Raw genomic sequence first — 17,979 nt, 5'->3', positions numbered from 1 at the left:
AATAGGGTGGATCAGACTGCGACCTTGTGGTCGGAAAGTCCCGGGCTGGTGACCCGGTAGATGCCGATCTCACCTAACAGATTAGGCCATAGCTTGCTGGCCCACCCGTGCCGATGCTGTTGATCCACGGCAAGTCGATCAATGACCTTTGCCTCACGTTCGCGACACAAGGCTTCAAAGTCCGCGAAGGTGCAGAAGTGAATGTTCGGCGTGTTGTACCAGGTGTACGGCAGGAACTCGGAAACCGGCATCCGGCCCTTGCTCGCCAGGTACCAGCGGCAGCGCCAGTGACCGAAGTTGGGGAAGGTGATGATGCACTGCCGGCCCACGCGCAGCATTTCCTCGAGGATCCTGTCCGGGTAGTGCACCGCTTGCAGCGCCTGGGTCATGACCACGACATCGAAACTGTTGCTGGCAAAGTTGCCTAGGCCCTTGTCCAGGTCCTGTTCGATGACGTTGATGCCCTTGGCCACGCATTCGGCGATGTTGTCGGCATCGTTTTCCAGGCCATAACCGGTGACTTGCTTGTTATCGCGCAGCCAGGTCAGCAGCTCGCCATCGCCGCACCCGAGGTCGAGCACACGGCTGCCGGCGGGGATCCATTCCTGGATGATTTCCAGATCAGCTCTCATGGCTTTCTCACAACGTAATGCGGTTCATGTAATTGCCGAAAGCCTGCAGATAGCGCGGGATCGGAATCAGGAAGGCGTCGTGGCCTTGCGGTGCGTCGATCTCGAGGTAGCAGACGTCCTTGCGCGCGGCCATCAGCGCATCCACCAGTTCCCGCGAGCGGGCAGGGGAGAAGCGCCAGTCGGTGGTGAACGACATCACGCAGAACCTGGCCTTGGCGCCTTCAAAGGTTCTCGCCAGGTTATCGCCGAAGTCCGCCGCCGGATCGAAGTAATCGAGCGCTTTGGTCATCAACAGATACGTATTGGCATCGAAGCGCCCGGAGAACTCCTCGCCCTGATAGCGCAGGTAGCTTTCGACCTGGAACTCGACGCTGTGGAAGTCGTAGTTGAGCTTTTCGCTCTTGAGCCCTCGGCCGAATTTCTCGCCCATGGAGTCGTCGGACAGGTAAGTGATGTGCCCGACCATCCGCGCCAGCATCAGGCCGCGCTTGGGGATCACGCCGTGTTCCTGAAAAGAACCGCCGTGGAATTCCGGGTCGGTGAGGATCGCCTGACGTGCCACTTCGTTGAACGCGATGTTCTGTGCCGACAGCTTGGGCGCCGAGGCGATGGCCAGGCAATGACGGATGCGCTCAGGGTAGGTGATGCTCCATTGCATCGCCTGCATGCCGCCGAGGCTGCCGCCGATCACGGCCGCGAACTGGGCGATACCGAGGCGATCGGCCAGGCGCGCTTGACTGTGCACCCAATCCTCGACGGTCAACACCGGGAAGTCGGCGCCGAACGGCTTGCCGGTGTCCGGGTTGATGCTGCTCGGGCCGGTGGAACCGTTGCAGCCGCCGAGGTTGTTCAGGCTGACCACGAAGAACTTGCTGGTGTCGATCGGCTTGCCGGGGCCGATGCAGCTGTCCCACCAACCGGGTTTGCGGTCGTCGACGCTGTGGTAGCCGGCGGCGTGGTGGTGGCCGGACAAGGCGTGGCAGATCAGCACGGCGTTGCTCGCCATGGCGTTGAGCGTGCCGTAGGTTTCGTAAATCAGGTCATAGGCCGGGAGCGAACGTCCGCAGGCCAACGCCAGGGGTTCGCTGAAGTGCGCCACTTGCGGCGTCACCAGACCAACAGAATCGGGGGGAAAGGCAGCTGGCATCGACCCTGCTCTCGTTGAAATGAGGCGTAAGTCTAAAGACCGCTGGGGTTAGCGGCAAGCAAAGGCCGGGCCTGATTTTTCCCCGATGTACCTGTGGCGAGGGAGCTTGCTCCCGTTGGGGCGCGAAGCGGCCCTGAAAGCTGATGCCCGGGGCTGTCAGGGATCTTGCGGCGACTCGTCTGGGGCCGCTTCGCGGCCCAGCGGGAGCAAGCTCCCTCGCCACATTGAGGTCAGGTCGGACGCACCAGATCTGGCAAATCCGGCAGTTTTTTCGGCGAACAGATCCGCACCCGCTTCTGCCTGTTCAACTCGCCACTGATCAAACTGACCTGGCTCTTGGACACGCCAAAGGCCTTGGCCAGAAACGCCATCAGATACGCGTTGGCCTTGCCCTCGACCGGCGGCGCGGTCAGGCGGATCTTCAGGCGATCGCCGTGCAGCCCGCAGAAGTCATCGCTACGGGCTGCCGGTTGCAGGTGACACTCCAGAATCAGGTCGTCGCCGTCCCAGCGGAAATAACTCATCAGATCAGGCCGAGCAGCCCCTGCGGCATGAAGGCAAAGTACGCAAGGCGCGGGATCAGCCAGCTTTGCAGCAACTGGATCACGATAAACGCGAAGATCGGCGAAATATCGAGACCGCCAAGGCTCGGTATGATCCGGCGGAACGGTGCGAGCACAGGTTCAGTGATTTGAGCAACCAGCTCTGCGCCCGGATTGTGGCTCCCCGGGGCGACCCAGGACAGAATCACGCTGATGATCATCGCGTAGAACAGGACATTCAAAAACAGGGAGAAGAGGGCGATCAGAGCCCAGGGCACCAACAGCAGTAAGTCAACCTGGAAGCCTTTGAGTAGCAGAATGACCGCCATCAACACTACCTGCACGACCAGCGCCAGTACCAGTGACGACATGTCCAGCCCGAACATGCTAGGGATGACCCGACGCAGAGGCTTGAGCAGCGGTTGAGTGGCTTTCACGATGAACTGGCAGAGCGGGTTGTAAAAATTTGCCCGGACCAATTGCAGGATGAAGCGCAACAGCACGATCAGCAGGTACAGGTTGCCCAAGGTTTTAATAATGAAAATGGCAGCGTCATTGAGTCCGAGCATTATTGATTCCTTTGTAAGAGCTGATTAGCGACCCAGTTGTTCAGCCATCTCGGCCGAGCGATGCGCGGCAGCGCCGAGTGCTTTTTCGACCAGGGCTTCGAAGCCATTGGCCTGGAACGACTTGATTGCAGCTTCTGTGGTGCCCGCGGGCGAGGTGACACGGCGGCGCAGCTCGGCCGCGTCGACATCGCTGGAGACGGCCATGTGGGCGGCGCCCAGTGCGGTTTGCAAGGTCAGTTGCGCGGCGATGTCCGCCGGCAGGCCGAGTTTCACGCCGGCGGCGGTCATGGCTTCGATCAGCAGGAAGAAATACGCCGGGCCCGAGCCTGAAACGGCGGTGACGGCATCCAGTTGCTGCTCTTCATCCAGCCATAAGGCGATGCCGACTGCGGACAGCAGTTCCTGGGCCTGCTGACGCTGTTCGGCGGTCACTTCGGCTGTCGCGAACAGGCCGCTCGCGCCCTGACGCACCAGCGCCGGGGTGTTGGGCATGCAACGCACGATCGGCTGGGCGCCGAGCCAGTTGTTCATGCTGGCGCAGGTGATGCCCGCGGCAATCGAAACCACCAGTTGATTGGGCTTGAGGCTTGGGCGAAGAGCTTCGCACACGGCTTTCATAGCCTGGGGCTTGACCGCCAGGACAACGACGTCGGCGCCATCAATGGCTTGGGCGTTGTCGGCGAAGGTTTCGATGCCATGCTCGGTACTCACGCGGGCGCGGGTTTCTTCGCCCGGATCGCTGGCGCGAATCTGTGCGGCTTCCAGACCCTTGGCCCGCAGGCCGCCAATCAAACTGGCGGCCATGTTGCCGGCACCGATAAAGGCAATACACGTCTTGCTCATGTCAGGTCCTTATAAAGAGGGGTCATGGTTGACCATGCATTTGTGAAGAGCCGCGGGCACCAAACAGGGCCGTACCGATGCGGACCCAAGTGGCGCCTTGGGCAATGGCCGACTCGAGGTCGTGGCTCATGCCCATGGAAAGTGTGTCGAGTGGCAGGTTCAGGCTGGCTTGCAGGCTTTGCACAGCAGCGAAAGCGGCGTCCTGGGCGGCGCGATCTTCAGTCGGTTCAGGGATAGCCATCAACCCGCGCAATTTCAAGCGCGGGAGGGCACTGATGGCGTTGGCCAGGGCCGGCAGGTCGGCCGGGGTGCAGCCGGATTTGCTGGCTTCACCGCTGACGTTGACCTGGATGCAGATATTCAGTGGCGGCAGATCAGCAGGACGTTGTTCGGACAGGCGTTGTGCGATTTTCAGGCGATCCACGGAATGCACCCAGTCGAAGTGCTCGGCGATAGCACGAGTCTTGTTCGATTGAATGGGGCCGATGAAGTGCCAGATCAAGGGCAGGTCGGCCAGTTCGAGCTGCTTGCCCAGTGCTTCCTGCAGGTAGTTCTCGCCAAAGTCGCGCAGGCCGGCGGCGTAGGCCTCACGCAGGTCTTGTGCGGGTTTGGTCTTGCTCACGGCCAGCAGCTGGACGCTGTTCTCGGCGCGGTTGGCGGCGAGTGTTGCGGCATGGATGCGCGAACTAACTTCGAGAATGTTGTCTGCTATGGTGGACATCAAGAGGCGCCAGCGGTCTGAAGGTTCGCGGCATTCTACTGGAATTGAGGGACGCTATGGATATCACCGAACTGCTGGCATTCAGCGCCAAACAGGGGGCGTCCGACCTGCACTTGTCTGCTGGCCTGCCGCCGATGATCCGGGTGGATGGCGATGTGCGGCGCATCAACCTGCCGGCCCTGGATCACCAGCGGGTGCAGGCGCTGATCCATGCCATCATGAATGACACCCAGCGGGCGGACTTCGAGAAACACCTGGAAACCGATTTTTCCTTTGAGGTGCCCGGTGTGGCGCGCTTTCGGGTCAATGTGTTCAATCAGAACCGTGGCGCGGGCGCTGTATTTCGTACCATCCCGTCGAAAGTACAGGGCATGGACGAACTGGGCATGGGGGACGTGTTTCGCAAAATGACCGACGCGCCCCGTGGCCTGGTGCTGGTGACTGGCCCGACCGGTTCCGGCAAGTCCACCACGCTGGCGGCGATGATCGATTACCTCAATACCCATCGCCATCACCACATCCTCACCATCGAAGACCCTATCGAGTTTGTCCACGAGCCGCGCAAGTGCCTGATCAACCAGCGTGAAGTCCACCGCGATACACGCAGCTTCGCCACCGCCTTGCGATCGGCACTGCGGGAAGACCCGGATGTGATTCTGGTGGGCGAGATGCGCGATCTGGAGACCATTCGCCTGGCATTGACCGCCGCCGAAACCGGCCATCTGGTGTTCGGAACGCTGCACACCACGTCGGCGGCGAAAACCATCGACCGTGTGGTGGACGTGTTTCCGGGAGACGAGAAGTCGATGGTGCGTTCGATGCTCTCCGAATCGCTGCTGGCGGTAGTGTCCCAGACTCTGGTGAAGAAGATCGGCGGCGGACGCATCGCGGCCCACGAGATCATGCTGGGGACATCGGCGATCCGGAACCTGATCCGCGAGGACAAGGTGGCGCAGATGTATTCGGCGATTCAGTCGGGAGGGTCGTTAGGGATGCAGACGCTGGATATGAGCTTGAAGGACCTTGTGACCAAGGGTTTGGTCAGTCGTGATCATGCGCGGGAGAAGGCGCGGTCACCGGATGGGTTTTGATAGCCCTGAAAGCAAAAGATCGTCCGAACGCGGCCCGAGCCTTCGGCAACTCCTACACAGGAATATGCGATTCCATGTAGGAGCTGCCGAAGGCTGCGATCTTTTGATCTTGCTTCAATCAGCGCTGAACAACCCGCAACTGATTCGGCTCTTTCGGCAGAACCCGCTTGGCAACCACATAGTGGTTTTCCCAGTACGGTTTATTCAGGGTGTCGATGGACACCGACTTGCCGCGACGTGGCGCGTGGATGAAGCGATCGTTGCCCAGGTAAATGGCGACGTGATTGACCCGACGGCTCTTGATGTTGAAGAAAATCAGGTCGCCCGGCTTCAGGTCATTGCGATCGACTTTCTCCCCATGACCGCTGGCCATGGCGTTGGAGGTGCGTGGCAGGTCGAACGTGGCGTCGTTGAACGCGTACTTCACCAGGCCGCTGCAATCGAAGCCTTTGCTTGGGCTGCTGCCGCCCCAACGATAGGGAGTGCCAAGGACGTTCACGGCGCGGCTCAGCACGTCGCTGCTTTCCTTGGTGCCCATCGGTGGAACCAGGCCGCTTTTGCTGCTGGCCAGGCTTGGAGCATATCTGGCGGATTTTTTGTCTTTGCTCGAAGGAGCAGAGGCATGGGATTTTGGGGTGTAACCATTAACGTTAGGAAGACGTTGCTCACGATTGGTGGCGTGGGCGGCCAGTGGCATCAGAAGGCAAATGGTTAGCCATGTCTTGAAAAATGAACGCATTAGGCAAGGCTCTTAATAGGTCAGCGCGCAACTTTATAACAGCTTTTTTGCCGCTTCCGAGGCCGTTGGTCGATTCAATCTGGAGGGCAATGGTGGCAAAAAAGCGGCAAAATGATGCAATTGTCGGACAGAAGTCCGGTGTTACAAGGCTTTGACGGGGGTGAAGGTAGCATTTGCCATACGTCGGATGCCTGTAAAAAAGTCACAAAGAATTAAAGAATATTTATCTATCGTATGAATCGAGGTCATTCATGAACCCCTATCAACAGGCTGTCCAGCAGCAAGACACGCACAGTAAAGTGATCGGTTATCTGCTGTGGATTTTCGGTTTTACCGGCGCTCACCGCTTCTATTACGGCAAGCCGGTGACCGGGACGATCTGGTTCTTCACCTTTGGCTTGCTGGGGATCGGTTGGCTGATCGACCTTTTCCTGATCCCGTCCATGGACCGTGAAGCGGACCTGAGGTTCACCGCCGGGCCGATCGAATACAACGTGGCGTGGATTCTGCTGACGTTTCTCGGGGTGTTTGGCGTGCACCGGATGTATCAGGGGAAATGGATCAGTGGGTTGCTGTACCTGCTGACGGGCGGGTTGTTCTTTATTGGCGTGCTGTATGACTTCTGGACGTTGAATGACCAGGTTTCCGTGCGTAACGCACAGAGTCGCTGATGTCTGCGGCGAGGGGCAGGCCCCCTCGCCGCAGGCTTTTACTTCTGGTGACTGATCCAGCTATCTTCCTGCTTGAGTTACAGCCTATGAGCGGTTACTGAAATGCTTTCAGTAATTGAAGTTGAAGCGTTAAAAATGCCATTGTGCTGAAGCTGTAGAAGATTGAAATGATGAAGTGGTTTGGGGTGGCCCAGTAATTTATGTTGTCGGCGAAAATCGCAAGCGATGCAATTGCAATTATTAATGCTGATATTTTTATCAAGGTTGAATTGGTGTGGCGGGCTTTTCTGTATAAAAATATTTGCATTAGGTGAAATATGAATAGCACTAAGCCCGCAATCAGGATTGCACCTATTGGTATTCCGATTGAGTCTCGATCTATGTCGTAAATGCCTGTGCTCAAATTTTTTTCTATGGTAAATATTGCTACGCTGGAAGTGATCGCTAAAAGCACTGGGTAGATGTAGTTCAGGTGTTTGTAGAGGGGCTTCATGTTGGCTCTTCCTGAATGCAGAAGCTCATAAATAAAGGCTTTTATACCGTTTTTCATTCTAGCCAATCTGCAATCCCATATGCCCCCCAGCTGAATCCAGGGTTAACAGTAAAGCCGCCTGAATTTCCCGTTGTTCCTTTCGTTACGATAGGAGGTAGGGTAAGTCCATTTTTCATGTCTTGCTCCTTGTTTGTACTTTGTATTCATGGTGTTTGTAGTGATGTTTCCTTGTGCTGTTTTTATGCTAGATGATAGGCGTTGAATCTGCATTCAATAACTTTGTAGGATGTTTCTGTGTGTTGCGCAGTTCTTTTCGCACAAATGATGATGAGTCAGAAATCTCTGTTCATTGGATAGGTTTATTCGCCATCGCTTGTAGAAAAGCTCTTGATGCGGATGTGCTGTTAGGGGAGAGGCAGTGGATGACGGTGTAGGGGGAGGAGGGCTGTATGACTTCTGGACGTTGAATGACCAGGTTTCTGGGCGTAACGCACAGAGTCGATAAGCGAAGATCAAAAAATCGCAGCCTGCGGCAGCTCCTACACAGGAATATGCATTTCCCCGTAGGCGCTGCCGCAGGCTGCGATCTTTTGTTTTTAAGCCTGGTGGCTGATCCGCCCATCCACCAGGGTGTAACGCACCACACCCGGCAGGCTGTGGCCAATGAACGGGCAATTTTCGCCTTTGGACAACCAGGTTTCACCGGCGACGGTGGAGGCCGCCGGGTCGAACAGCACGATGTCCGCCGCGCCACCCACCGCCAGTTTGCCTGCCGGCAGGCGCAGGGCCTCGGCAGGGCCAGCGCTCAGGCGCGCCAGCAACGTCGGCAGGTCCAGCAAACCGTCTTCGACCAGGGTCATCGCCAGCGGCAACAGCAGTTCGACGCTGCTGATGCCCGGCTCGGTTGCGCCGAATGGTGCCAGTTTGGCGTCACGCTCATGGGGTTGGTGATGGCTGGAGATGGCCGAGATCACCCCCGATTTCACCGCTGCGCGCAGGCCTTCGCGGTCGGCGCGGGTGCGTAGCGGCGGCTGGACGTGATACAGGCTGCTGAAGTCGATCAGCGCTTCGTCGGTCAGGATCAACTGGTACAGGGCGACATCCGCGGTCACCTTCAGGCCCCGGGCCTGAGCCTGGGCGATCAGCTCCACACCGCGTGCGCTGGTGAGCTGGCTGAAGTGCGCGCGCACGCCGGTCTGTTCAACCAGCAGCAGATCCCGGGCCAGGGCGACGGTCTCGGCGCTTTCCGGGATGCCCGGCAAGCCCAGGAAGCTGGCGGTCGGGCCTTCGTGAGCCAGGCCACCCTCGGCCAGGTCGTGATCCTGGGAGTTGAAAATCACCGTCAGGTCGAAAGTCGCTGCGTAGTCCAGTGCCCGGCACAGGGTACGGGTGTTGCGGAAACTCTCCAGGCCATTGCCGAAGGCCACGCAACCGGCATCGCGCAGTGCCACGAGCTCTGCCAGCTGTTCACCGTCCAGGCCTTTGCTCAGGGCGCCAATCGGGAAGACTTTGGTGTTGCCGGCCTCACGGGCGCGGTCGAGGATCAATTCGGCCACCGCCGAGGTGTCCAGCACCGGTTTGGTTTTTGGCGGGCAGCACAGGCTGGTCACGCCGCCAGCCGCCGCCGCGCGGGTTTCGCTGACAATCGAGCCTTTGCGGCTGTAACCCGGCTCGCGCAGGGCAACGTTGAGGTCGACCAGGCCGGGAGCGGCTACCAGGCCTTTGGCGTCGATCGTGTCGACGGCGACAAAGCCGGCTGGCGCTGCGCCAAGGGCGACGACTTTGCAGGCTTCAATGTGGATATCGGTCACTTGATCCAGGCCACTGGCCGGATCGATCACGCGGGCACCGAGAATGCTGAGCTTCACTGGGCGTTCTCCTGCTCGAATTGGCGCTGGGCTGTTTGCCCGCTCATGGCCATGGACAACACGGCCATACGAATCGCGATGCCATAGGTCACCTGGTTGAGGATCACCGAGTGCGGGCCGTCGGCCACCGCCGACTCGATTTCCACGCCACGGTTGATCGGCCCCGGGTGCATCACGATGGCATCGGGCTTGGCCCCCGCCAGGCGCGCGGTGGTCAGGCCGAACAGGCGGTAGAACTCGCCTTCGCTCGGCAGCAGGCCGCCGGTCATGCGTTCACGCTGCAGGCGCAACATGATCACTACGTCGACATCTTTCAGGCCTTCGGTCATGTCGGTGTAGACCTTCACGCCGTATTGCTCGATGCCGATCGGCAGCAGGGTTTTCGGCGCGATCACGCGGATGTCCGGGCAACCGAGGGTTTTCAGCGCCAGCATGTTCGAGCGTGCTACCCGCGAGTGCAGGATGTCGCCGACGATGGCCACCGAAAGGTTTTCGAACCCGCCCTTGTGCCGGCGGATGGTCAGCATGTCGAGCATGCCCTGGGTCGGGTGCGCGTGCCGGCCGTCACCGCCGTTGATGATCGCCACTTGTGGGCAAACATGTTCGGCGATGAAGTGAGCGGCACCGGAATCACCGTGGCGCACGACGAACATGTCGGCGGCCATGGCTTCCAGGTTGCGCAGGGTGTCGAGCAGGGTTTCGCCCTTGCTCGCCGACGACGTGGACACGTTGAGGGTGATCACGTCCGCCGAGAGCCGCTGGGCCGCCAGTTCGAAGGTGGTGCGGGTACGGGTCGAGTTCTCGAAGAACACGTTGCACACGGTCTTGCCGCGCAGCAACGGGACTTTCTTCACGGCCCGGGCGCCGACTTCGAGGAAGGAGTCGGCGGTGTCGAGGATTTCCGTCAACAGCTCGCGGCGCAAACCGTCGAGCGAGAGGAAATGGCGCAGCTGGCCCTGATCATTGAGCTGCAGCGGGCGCTTGGTTTCTAGAGGCGTCATCGCGAGGGGGACTCTCAATAGGGCGAATTAAAGGGCGAGGTCTTGCAGTTCGAGCGCGAGCTCCGGGCCAGACAGCTTCACCCGTTCGTGGGCCGCCAGGGACAGGGTCGCGCCCACCACGTTCGGGCGGATTGGCAGCTCGCCGGCGTCCAGGTCCAGCAGGCACACCAGCGTCACGCTGGCCGGGCGGCCGTAGTCGAACAGTTCGTTCATGGCGGCGCGGATGGTCCGACCGCTCATCAGCACGTCGTCGATCAGCACCAGGTGCTGGCCTTCGATCTCGAACGGCAGCGCCGAAGGGCGGACCTGCGGGTGCAGGCCGCTCTGGCTGAAATCGTCGCGGTAGAAGGACACGTCGAGAGTGCCGAGGGGCTCATGGCTGCCCAGTTCCTTGAGCAGGGCCTGGGCCACCCAGACGCCGCCGGTACGGATGCCAATGAAACGCGGGTCGCTGATGCCTCGTTTGGCCAGATAAGCGTCAAGTCGGGTTGCCATCTGGCTGACCAGTTCGGCGGGATTGGGCAGGCTCATGGTTGCTCCTTCTTGGGTTCGAGCCAGCTTGTGCGCAAAATGGCTCGGGTTGTAGCTAATGGAGGCGCACAACGGCTCTTCAGGACTCGAACAGTGCGCCATTTTCGTCGAGCCAGCCTTGCAGCAACAGGGCGGCGGCGATGGCATCGACCGGGTTGTCGCGGTAACTGCCTTTCTGGCCGCCCCGGGCCAGGCGTTCGCCCTTGGCCTCAAAAGTGGTCAGGCGTTCATCGTGGGTATAAAAGGGCAGGTTGAAGCGACCGTTCAGGCGCCGGGCGAACTTTTCCGCGCGGGCGCACATGTCACTGGGCGTGCCGTCCATGTTCAACGGCAGGCCGACCACCACGGCATCGGGTTTCCACTCTTTGATGAGGGCTTCGACCTGGTTCCAGTCAGGAATGCCGTTCTGCGCTTTCAGGGTGCACAGCTCGCGGGCCTGGCCGGTCACCACCTGGCCGACCGCAACGCCGATCTGTTTGGTGCCGTAGTCGAATCCGAGAATCAGCCGCAGGGCCATCAGGCGTGCCCCGCCTGGCTGGTCAGCAGGCTGAGGTTGATGCCCAGGTGCTTGGCTGCCGCCTCCAGGCGCAGTTCGCTGCTGGTGTTGAACAGGATGTCGGCGTCAAACGGGCAGGTCAGCCAGGCGTTCTGCGCCAGTTCGGCCTCCAGCTGCCCGGCTTCCCAGCCGGCATAGCCGAGGGCAATCAGGCTTTTTGCCGGGCCGACGCCGTCAGCGATGGCGAACAGTATGTCCTGGGTGGTCGACAGGGATAATTCGTCTTCCAGATCAACGGTTGCCTGGAAGCTCAGCCCCTTGGGGTGAAGGACGAAGCCGCGATCTGTCTGCACCGGGCCGCCGATAAAGATCGGCACATGCTGGCAGAGCGTCGGCGGTTCGATATCCGGGCGCAATTGCTCAAGGATATCGGCCAGGCTCAACTCTTGCGGACGGTTGACCACCAGCCCCATGGCACCATTGGCCGTGTGCTCGACGATGTAGGTCAAGGTGTGCGCAAAGTTCGGGTCGGCCATGTGCGGCATGGCGATCAGGAATTGATGCTTGAGGTAGCTGGGGCTGACGTTTTTCATGAACGCTAGTGTGGCGTTCGAGGGGCGAACTGACAAGCTGGGGATGCACAGGAAATAGCGCAAATCTGTAGGAGCGAGCTTGCTCGCGATGGTCGTCAAGGATAACGCTGCCAGGTTGACACCCCGCGGTGCTCTCAGGTTTATCGTCGGAACACCGCCCGGAGCAAGCTCGCTCCTACAGGTGGGGCGTGTGGTCAATTACTGGAGAGTCTGTCCCCGCGGGCAAACTTCCAGGTGCGGATGATCTCCAGCCGGTCAACATCCGACAGATCCCCGGTAAACGGTGCAAATGGTGCCGCCAGCCGCACGATCCGCTGCGCCGCCTGGTCCAGCAGCGGCTGGCCGGAAGACTCCAGCACCAGCACTTCATACAGCGAACCGTCGCGATTGATCGACACCATCAAGCGCAAGTTGCCGTAGATCTGTTTGCGCCGCGCTTCGTCGGGGTAATTGAGGTTGCCGATGCGCTCGACTTTCTTGCGCCATTCGTCCTTGTACCAGGCGCCCTTGTCGCGCATGGTCGAGGCCGCGCTCAAGCGGTGAATGCGCGGGCGCTTGGCGTACAGCTGTTGCTCGGCGGCCAGTTCCGCTTCCAGGCTGGCGATGTCGCTGGACAGCTGCTCGCTGTCGAACGTCGGTGCCTGGACCTGGGATTTGACCTCGGTCTTGGGCTCCTCGGTCTTGGCGGGGGCTTTTTTCGGTTTCGGTGCCACGGTGGTCACGGCAGCCTTGGGCGGGGCTTCCTGCGTTTCAGGTTTGGCGGCCGGCGGTGGCGTGACCTTTTGCACCTTGTTGTCCTGGAACGGCGCGACCTCGGTGGTCTTGGGAATCGCCTTTTTATCCAGGGTGCCGCTGCCTTGCTGATTCTCCTGGGCGAGGAAGTCGGCTTTTTCAGGCTTCTTTTCGCTTTTGAAGGTGGCGAGGGTGATTTCCAGGGTTTTACTGATCTGCTTGGGTTCGACCACTGCAAACCCGACACCCAACAGCAAGGCAAGGTGGATCAGCGCCGCCAGAAACAGGGTAAAACCGAGGCGATCGGCCGGGCGCACGCCACGGTGGGCGAGTTCGACAGGCAGATCGGACGGGAGGGTCATGACAAGGAAACCAACATCGCGTTTTCACAGGCCGCGCATGATAACGCAATGTTGGTTTGGCTAATCAACGTGCCTTGAGCTTCTGATCGATGGCATCCATCAGCAGGCCGCCGATGTCGGTACCAAACGCATTATCAATCTCGCGAATGCAGGTAGGGCTGGTGACGTTGATCTCGGTCAGGTGCTCGCCGATCACGTCCAGGCCAACAAACAACAGGCCTTTTTCACGCAGGGTCGGGCCGACTTGCGCGGCGATCCAGCGGTCTTTGTCGGTCAGCGGGCGGGCTTCGCCACGGCCGCCGGCGGCGAGGTTGCCACGGGTTTCGCCCAGGGCCGGAATCCGCGCCAGGCAATAATCCACCGGCTCGCCATCGATCATCAGGATGCGCTTGTCGCCATCCTTGATCGCCGGCAGGTAGCCCTGGATCATGATTTGCTGCTGGCCATGCAAGGTCAGGGTTTCGAGGATCACCGAGAGGTTCGGGTGGCCGGCGGTGTGGCGGAAAATCGAGGAGCCACCCATGCCGTCCAGCGGCTTTAGGATCACATCGCCATGATGGTCGGCGAATTCGCGCAGGACGTCCGGGCGACGGCTGACGATGGTCGGCGGCGTGCATTGCGGGAACAGTGTGGCGAACAGCTTTTCGTTGCAGTCGCGCAGGCTTTGCGGCTTGTTGACCACCAGCACGCCGGCGCGCTCGGCCTGTTCCAGTAGGTAAGTGGAGTAGACGAACTCCATGTCGAACGGCGGATCCTTGCGCATCAGGATCACGTCCAGGTCGCTCAGCAGCGCGTCGCTTTCAGCGCCCAGTTCGAACCATTTTTCCGGGTTGGCGAACACCTGCAGCGGACGCATCCGCGCCCGCGCCTGGCCTTCGCCCTGATACAGGTCGCGCTGTTCCATGTAGAACAGCTCCCAGCCACGCTTCTGCGCGGCCAACAGCATGGCCAGCGAGCTATCCTTTTTATAGGAAATGCTGGCGATAGGGTCCATGACAATCCCGACGCGAACGCTCATTGGGTTTTCCTCGAAATTTTGGGGGCTTGTGCCGATCTGTAGGAGCGAGCTTGCTCGCGATGGATGTCAGAGCACCGCGTTCATCCAGCCAGCACGCGTCATCGTTAGCGATCATCGCGAGCAGGCTCGCTCCTGCAAAGAGCCGTATAAAAGTGGCGTCAGAGTGGCGCTGAGTGTGTTCCCGGTCAAGGAAAAACCACCTTGCAGGTCGGCCGATAGATTGGTTTTGGAGACTGTGCTAAAAAGACTGCCATGTCGTGCCGGCCCTTGAGCATCAAGGGTTTCGAGCCGCGTTAACCGGCAAACGGACAATTTGTTTCGCAAAGGCGACGGTAGAGCATTTTATGGAACGGTACCCCAGCGCCTTGAAGGTCATGGTGATCGACGATTCGAAGACGATCCGTCGTACCGCCGAAACGCTACTCAAGAACGTGGGTTGTGAGGTCATCACGGCCATCGACGGCTTCGATGCCCTGGCCAAGATTGCCGACAACCACCCCAGCATCATCTTTGTCGACATCATGATGCCGCGCCTGGATGGCTACCAGACCTGCGCCCTGATCAAGAACAACAGCGCGTTCAAGTCCACGCCGGTGATTATGCTGTCGTCCAAGGACGGGCTGTTCGACAAGGCCAAGGGGCGCATCGTCGGCTCCGACCAGTTTTTGACCAAGCCTTTCAGCAAGGAAGAATTGCTTGATGCGATCCAGGCCCATGTACCTGGTTTTGCCGCCGTTTTGCCGCAGTAGGACACGCACAGTGACGCTCGGCCATCGGGCCCGGTGTCGACAAGAATGGGGAAGACCATGGCACGTATTCTGATCGTCGATGATTCGCCGACCGAAATGTACAAACTGACCGGCATGCTGGAAAAGCACGGTCATGAAGTGTTGAAAGCCGAAAACGGCGCCGACGGTGTGGCCCTGGCCCGCCAGGAAAAACCCGACGCGGTGCTGATGGACATTGTCATGCCCGGTCTCAACGGCTTCCAGGCAACCCGCCAGCTGACCAAGGACCCGGAAACCGGACACATCCCGGTGATCATCATCACCACCAAGGACCAGGAAACCGACAAGGTCTGGGGCACGCGCCAGGGCGCCAAGGATTACCTGACCAAACCGGTCGATGAAGAGACCCTGATCAAAACCCTGAACAACGTGCTGGCCGGTTGATCATCAGGTCATGAACGAGTCGCTGACGGCTTTTGAACTGCTGCTGCAAATCGACCGGCGCTGTCGATTGCTGGCGGCGGACTTGCCGTCCCAGCCACCCCGGCGGGACAGCTGGAGCGGCATCGGATTTCGCCTGGGCGAGCACTGGTATGTCGCGCCCATGAGCGAAGTCAGCGAAGTCCTGCACGAGCCGCGTTTCACTCAGCTACCGGGGGTCAAACCCTGGGTCAAGGGCGTTGCCAACCTGCGCGGGCGTTTGCTGCCGGTCATGGATTTGTGCGGCCTCTTCGGGCACGAGCTTTCGGCGATGCGCGGGCAGCGGCGGGTGTTGGTGGTGGAACATGACGAGGTGTTTGCCGGGTTGTTGGTCGACGAAGTCTTCGGCCTCCAGCACTTTGCCCAGGACAGCCTGGAGCCGGTGCCGGCAGAAGAGTTGAAGGGGCCGATGGCGGCGTTTGTCAAAGGCCGGTTTCAGCGCGAACAGTGCTGGCAGGTGTTCAGCCCGTTTGCGTTGACGCAGTCCCAGGGGTTCATGAACGTCGCGGTGTAAACACGGACCCTTGTAGGAGCGAGCTTGCTCGCGATGGTGGATCAGTCGACACCCATGTAGCTGACACTCCATCGCGAGCAAGCTCGCTCCTACAGGGATTTCGGCAAGCTGCCCAAAAGTGGGTTAACAGGCGAGGACCGATGATAAAAGCAAAAGCAGGCAAGCCAATGGAAGGGTCGCGCAGCCGGTCGCAGATTATCGTGCTGTTCATCGCGCTGATCGTCTTCATCATGCTGCTGTTCGCCAACTTCGCGTACCTCAACACCCAGGCTACCTACGACAAACAGTACATCGGCCACGCGGGCGAGCTGCGTGTGCTGTCCCAGCGTATCGCCAAGAACGCCACCGAAGCTGCCGCCGGCAAGGCTGCCGCGTTCAAGTTGCTCAGCGATGCGCGCAACGATTTTGCCCTGCGCTGGGGTTACCTGAAGAAAGGCGACCCGGCCACCGGCCTGCCGCCGGCCCCGGCTACCGTGCGTCCGGAGATGCGCGCGGTGCAACAGGACTGGGAGCGTCTGCTGAAAAACACCGATGCGATTCTTTCCAGCGAGCAAACCGTACTGTCGCTGCATCAGGTCGCCGCGACCCTGGCCGAAACCGTGCCGCAGTTGCAGGTCGAGTACGAAAAAGTCGTCGAGATCCTGCTGCAACGGGGCGCCCCGGCGGCCCAGGTGGCCATGGCACAGCGGCAGTCGCTGCTGGCCGAGCGCATCCTCGGCGCGGTCAACACGGTATTGGCCGGCGACGAAAACTCACAGCAGGCCGCCGACGCGTTCGGACGTGACGCGACGCAGTTCGGCAAGGTGCTCAACGGCATGCTCCAGGGCGACCCGGCGCTCAAGGTCAGCCAGGTCGAAGATCGTGACGCCCGTGCGCGTCTCGCGGAAATCTCCGAACTGTTCGAATTCGTGTCGGGTTCGGTGGACGAGATCCTCGAAACCTCACCAGAGCTGTTCAAGGTCCGCGAATCGGCCTCGAACATTTTCAGCCTGTCGCAAACCCTGCTCGACGAAGCCTCACACCTGGCCAGCGGGTTCGAAAACATGGTCGGCGGGCGTACCACCGACACCATCGGCGGTTATGTGCTGGGCTTGCTGGCGCTGGCTTCGATCATCCTGATCGGCATGGTGATGGTGCGCGAAACCAATCGTCAGTTGCACGAAACCGCCGAGAAAAACGAGCGTAACCAGAACGCGATCATGCGCTTGCTCGACGAGATCGAAGACCTGGCCGACGGTGACCTCACGGTGACCGCCTCGGTGACCGAAGACTTTACCGGCACCATCGCCGATTCGATCAATTACTCCGTCGACCAACTGCGCGATCTGGTCGCGACCATCAACCTCACCGCCGGCCAGATCGCCGCCGCCGTACAGGAAACCCAGGCCACCGCCATGCACCTGGCCCAGGCGTCGGAACATCAGGCCCAGCAGATTTCCGAGGCCTCCATGGCGATCAACGACATGGCCGAGTCCATCGACCAGGTGTCGGCCAACGCGGCTGAATCTTCGGCGGTTGCCGAACGCTCGGTGGAAATCGCCAACAAGGGCAATGAGGTGGTGCACAACACGATCCACGGCATGGACAACATTCGCGAGCAGATTCAGGACACCGCCAAACGCATCAAGCGCCTGGGTGAGTCGTCCCAGGAAATCGGCGACATTGTCAGCCTGATCGATGACATTGCCGACCAGACCAACATCCTAGCCCTCAACGCGGCCATCCAGGCGTCCATGGCCGGTGACGCCGGCCGCGGTTTCGCCGTGGTCGCCGATGAAGTGCAGCGCCTGGCCGAGCGCTCATCCGCTGCCACCCGGCAGATCGAAACCCTGGTGCGGGCGATCCAGACGGACACCAACGAAGCGGTCATCTCCATGGAGCAGACGACCACTGAAGTGGTACGCGGCGCCCGTCTGGCGCAGGATGCAGGTGTGGCCCTGGAAGAAATCGAAGGCGTGTCCAAGACGCTCGCGGCGCTGATCCAGAGCATTTCCAATGCGGCGCAACAGCAGACGTCGTCGGCCGGTCAGATTTCCCTGACGATGAACGTGATCCAGCAGATCACCTCGCAGACGTCGTCGGGCTCCACTGCTACGGCCGAGAGCATCGGTAACCTGGCGAAAATGGCCAGTCAGTTGCGTCGCTCGGTGTCCGGTTTCACCTTGCCGGCAGCCAAGGCGCAGGCTGTGGACAAAGCGTGAATCGCCC

21 protein-coding genes are annotated in these 17,979 nt (G+C 60.2%); 6 read left to right on the top strand and 15 right to left on the bottom strand.

The window, feature by feature from the left end:
- Positions 1 to 11: 11 nt before the first annotated feature.
- The 6 genes from metW to KW849_RS21785 all read right to left on the bottom strand — a co-directional run bounded on the left by metW (position 12) and on the right by KW849_RS21785 (position 4,454).
- On the bottom strand, positions 12 to 632 hold the full coding sequence (metW, locus tag KW849_RS21810; protein WP_218431219.1) for a methionine biosynthesis protein MetW: 621 nt from the start codon (positions 630 to 632) through the stop codon (positions 12 to 14).
- A gap of 7 nt (positions 633 to 639) precedes the next feature.
- A complete protein-coding gene (locus KW849_RS21805) occupies positions 640 to 1,779 on the bottom strand; it encodes a homoserine O-acetyltransferase (protein WP_218431218.1) in 1,140 nt (379 codons plus the stop codon).
- Between the two features lie 230 nt (positions 1,780 to 2,009).
- Positions 2,010 to 2,303 (bottom strand): DUF167 domain-containing protein, encoded by a 294-nt coding sequence (locus KW849_RS21800; protein ID WP_218431217.1) that lies wholly within the window; start codon positions 2,301 to 2,303, stop codon positions 2,010 to 2,012.
- On the bottom strand, positions 2,303 to 2,890 hold the full coding sequence (locus tag KW849_RS21795; RefSeq protein ID WP_218431216.1) for a YggT family protein: 588 nt from the start codon (positions 2,888 to 2,890) through the stop codon (positions 2,303 to 2,305). The genes KW849_RS21800 and KW849_RS21795 overlap by 1 nt, the downstream gene beginning before the upstream one ends.
- A 24-nt stretch (positions 2,891 to 2,914) precedes the next feature.
- Positions 2,915 to 3,733, bottom strand: coding sequence for a pyrroline-5-carboxylate reductase (proC, locus tag KW849_RS21790; protein ID WP_218431215.1), 819 nt, complete (start codon positions 3,731 to 3,733; stop codon positions 2,915 to 2,917).
- 22 nt (positions 3,734 to 3,755) lie between these two features.
- On the bottom strand, positions 3,756 to 4,454 hold the full coding sequence (locus KW849_RS21785; RefSeq protein ID WP_218431214.1) for a YggS family pyridoxal phosphate-dependent enzyme: 699 nt from the start codon (positions 4,452 to 4,454) through the stop codon (positions 3,756 to 3,758).
- A 56-nt stretch (positions 4,455 to 4,510) separates the two neighbouring features.
- On the opposite strand from KW849_RS21785, the gene KW849_RS21780 reads away from it, so the two are divergent.
- Positions 4,511 to 5,545, top strand: coding sequence for a type IV pilus twitching motility protein PilT (locus tag KW849_RS21780; protein ID WP_218431213.1), 1,035 nt, complete (start codon positions 4,511 to 4,513; stop codon positions 5,543 to 5,545).
- 118 nt (positions 5,546 to 5,663) lie between these two features.
- Here the strand turns inward: KW849_RS21780 and KW849_RS21775 are convergent, their stop codons facing one another.
- Positions 5,664 to 6,284 carry a C40 family peptidase gene (locus tag KW849_RS21775; protein WP_115947974.1) on the bottom strand — a complete coding sequence of 207 codons (621 nt, stop codon included), beginning with the start codon at positions 6,282 to 6,284 and terminating at the stop codon, positions 5,664 to 5,666.
- 251 nt (positions 6,285 to 6,535) lie between these two features.
- Here KW849_RS21775 and KW849_RS21770 point away from each other — a divergent pair, with 251 nt between their 5' ends.
- The gene (locus KW849_RS21770) at positions 6,536 to 6,955 is read left to right on the top strand and encodes an NINE protein (RefSeq protein WP_218431212.1); all 420 of its coding nucleotides are present in this window, start codon (positions 6,536 to 6,538) and stop codon (positions 6,953 to 6,955) included.
- A 94-nt stretch (positions 6,956 to 7,049) separates the two neighbouring features.
- Here KW849_RS21770 and KW849_RS21765 read toward each other — a convergent pair whose 3' ends face one another.
- The 8 genes from KW849_RS21765 to gshB form a co-directional block, all read right to left on the bottom strand.
- The gene (locus KW849_RS21765) at positions 7,050 to 7,448 is read right to left on the bottom strand and encodes a hypothetical protein (RefSeq protein WP_218431211.1); all 399 of its coding nucleotides are present in this window, start codon (positions 7,446 to 7,448) and stop codon (positions 7,050 to 7,052) included.
- 596 nt (positions 7,449 to 8,044) lie between these two features.
- The gene (locus KW849_RS21760; RefSeq protein WP_218431210.1) at positions 8,045 to 9,316 is read right to left on the bottom strand and encodes a dihydroorotase; all 1,272 of its coding nucleotides are present in this window, start codon (positions 9,314 to 9,316) and stop codon (positions 8,045 to 8,047) included.
- On the bottom strand, positions 9,313 to 10,317 hold the full coding sequence (locus tag KW849_RS21755; RefSeq protein WP_007939362.1) for an aspartate carbamoyltransferase catalytic subunit: 1,005 nt from the start codon (positions 10,315 to 10,317) through the stop codon (positions 9,313 to 9,315). Before KW849_RS21755 ends, KW849_RS21760 begins: the two co-directional genes overlap by 4 nt.
- A gap of 27 nt (positions 10,318 to 10,344) precedes the next feature.
- The gene (pyrR, locus tag KW849_RS21750) at positions 10,345 to 10,848 is read right to left on the bottom strand and encodes a bifunctional pyr operon transcriptional regulator/uracil phosphoribosyltransferase PyrR (protein ID WP_108217047.1); all 504 of its coding nucleotides are present in this window, start codon (positions 10,846 to 10,848) and stop codon (positions 10,345 to 10,347) included.
- Positions 10,849 to 10,927: 79 nt separating this feature from the next.
- A complete protein-coding gene (gene ruvX / locus KW849_RS21745) occupies positions 10,928 to 11,365 on the bottom strand; it encodes a Holliday junction resolvase RuvX (RefSeq protein ID WP_057398155.1) in 438 nt (145 codons plus the stop codon).
- Positions 11,365 to 11,937 (bottom strand): YqgE/AlgH family protein, encoded by a 573-nt coding sequence (locus tag KW849_RS21740; RefSeq protein WP_218431209.1) that lies wholly within the window; start codon positions 11,935 to 11,937, stop codon positions 11,365 to 11,367. The genes ruvX and KW849_RS21740 overlap by 1 nt, the downstream gene beginning before the upstream one ends.
- A 194-nt stretch (positions 11,938 to 12,131) precedes the next feature.
- The gene (locus tag KW849_RS21735) at positions 12,132 to 13,031 is read right to left on the bottom strand and encodes an energy transducer TonB (protein WP_218431208.1); all 900 of its coding nucleotides are present in this window, start codon (positions 13,029 to 13,031) and stop codon (positions 12,132 to 12,134) included.
- 64 nt (positions 13,032 to 13,095) lie between these two features.
- Entirely contained in the window at positions 13,096 to 14,049 is a 954-nt protein-coding gene (gshB, locus tag KW849_RS21730; protein WP_218431207.1) for a glutathione synthase, read from the bottom strand.
- Between the two features lie 344 nt (positions 14,050 to 14,393).
- Between gshB and pilG the strand changes: the two genes are divergently transcribed.
- The 4 genes from pilG (at position 14,394) to KW849_RS21710 (ending at position 17,972) form a co-directional block, all read left to right on the top strand.
- Positions 14,394 to 14,798, top strand: a complete 405-nt coding sequence (pilG, locus tag KW849_RS21725) for a twitching motility response regulator PilG (RefSeq protein WP_108217043.1) — start codon at positions 14,394 to 14,396, stop codon at positions 14,796 to 14,798.
- A 57-nt stretch (positions 14,799 to 14,855) separates the two neighbouring features.
- Positions 14,856 to 15,221, top strand: a complete 366-nt coding sequence (gene pilH, locus KW849_RS21720) for a twitching motility response regulator PilH (protein ID WP_008068134.1) — start codon at positions 14,856 to 14,858, stop codon at positions 15,219 to 15,221.
- Positions 15,222 to 15,231: 10 nt separating this feature from the next.
- A complete protein-coding gene (locus KW849_RS21715) occupies positions 15,232 to 15,771 on the top strand; it encodes a chemotaxis protein CheW (RefSeq protein WP_218431206.1) in 540 nt (179 codons plus the stop codon).
- A 140-nt stretch (positions 15,772 to 15,911) separates the two neighbouring features.
- Positions 15,912 to 17,972, top strand: coding sequence for a methyl-accepting chemotaxis protein (locus tag KW849_RS21710; protein WP_108217041.1), 2,061 nt, complete (start codon positions 15,912 to 15,914; stop codon positions 17,970 to 17,972).
- Positions 17,973 to 17,979: the final 7 nt, after the last annotated feature.

Origin of the sequence: Pseudomonas sp. PDM26 (assembly GCF_019219185.1) — a bacterium.
GTDB lineage: Bacteria > Pseudomonadota > Gammaproteobacteria > Pseudomonadales > Pseudomonadaceae > Aquipseudomonas.
The sequence above is the reverse complement of the archived record's forward strand: the minus strand, read 5'-3'. Positions and strand labels throughout refer to the sequence as shown.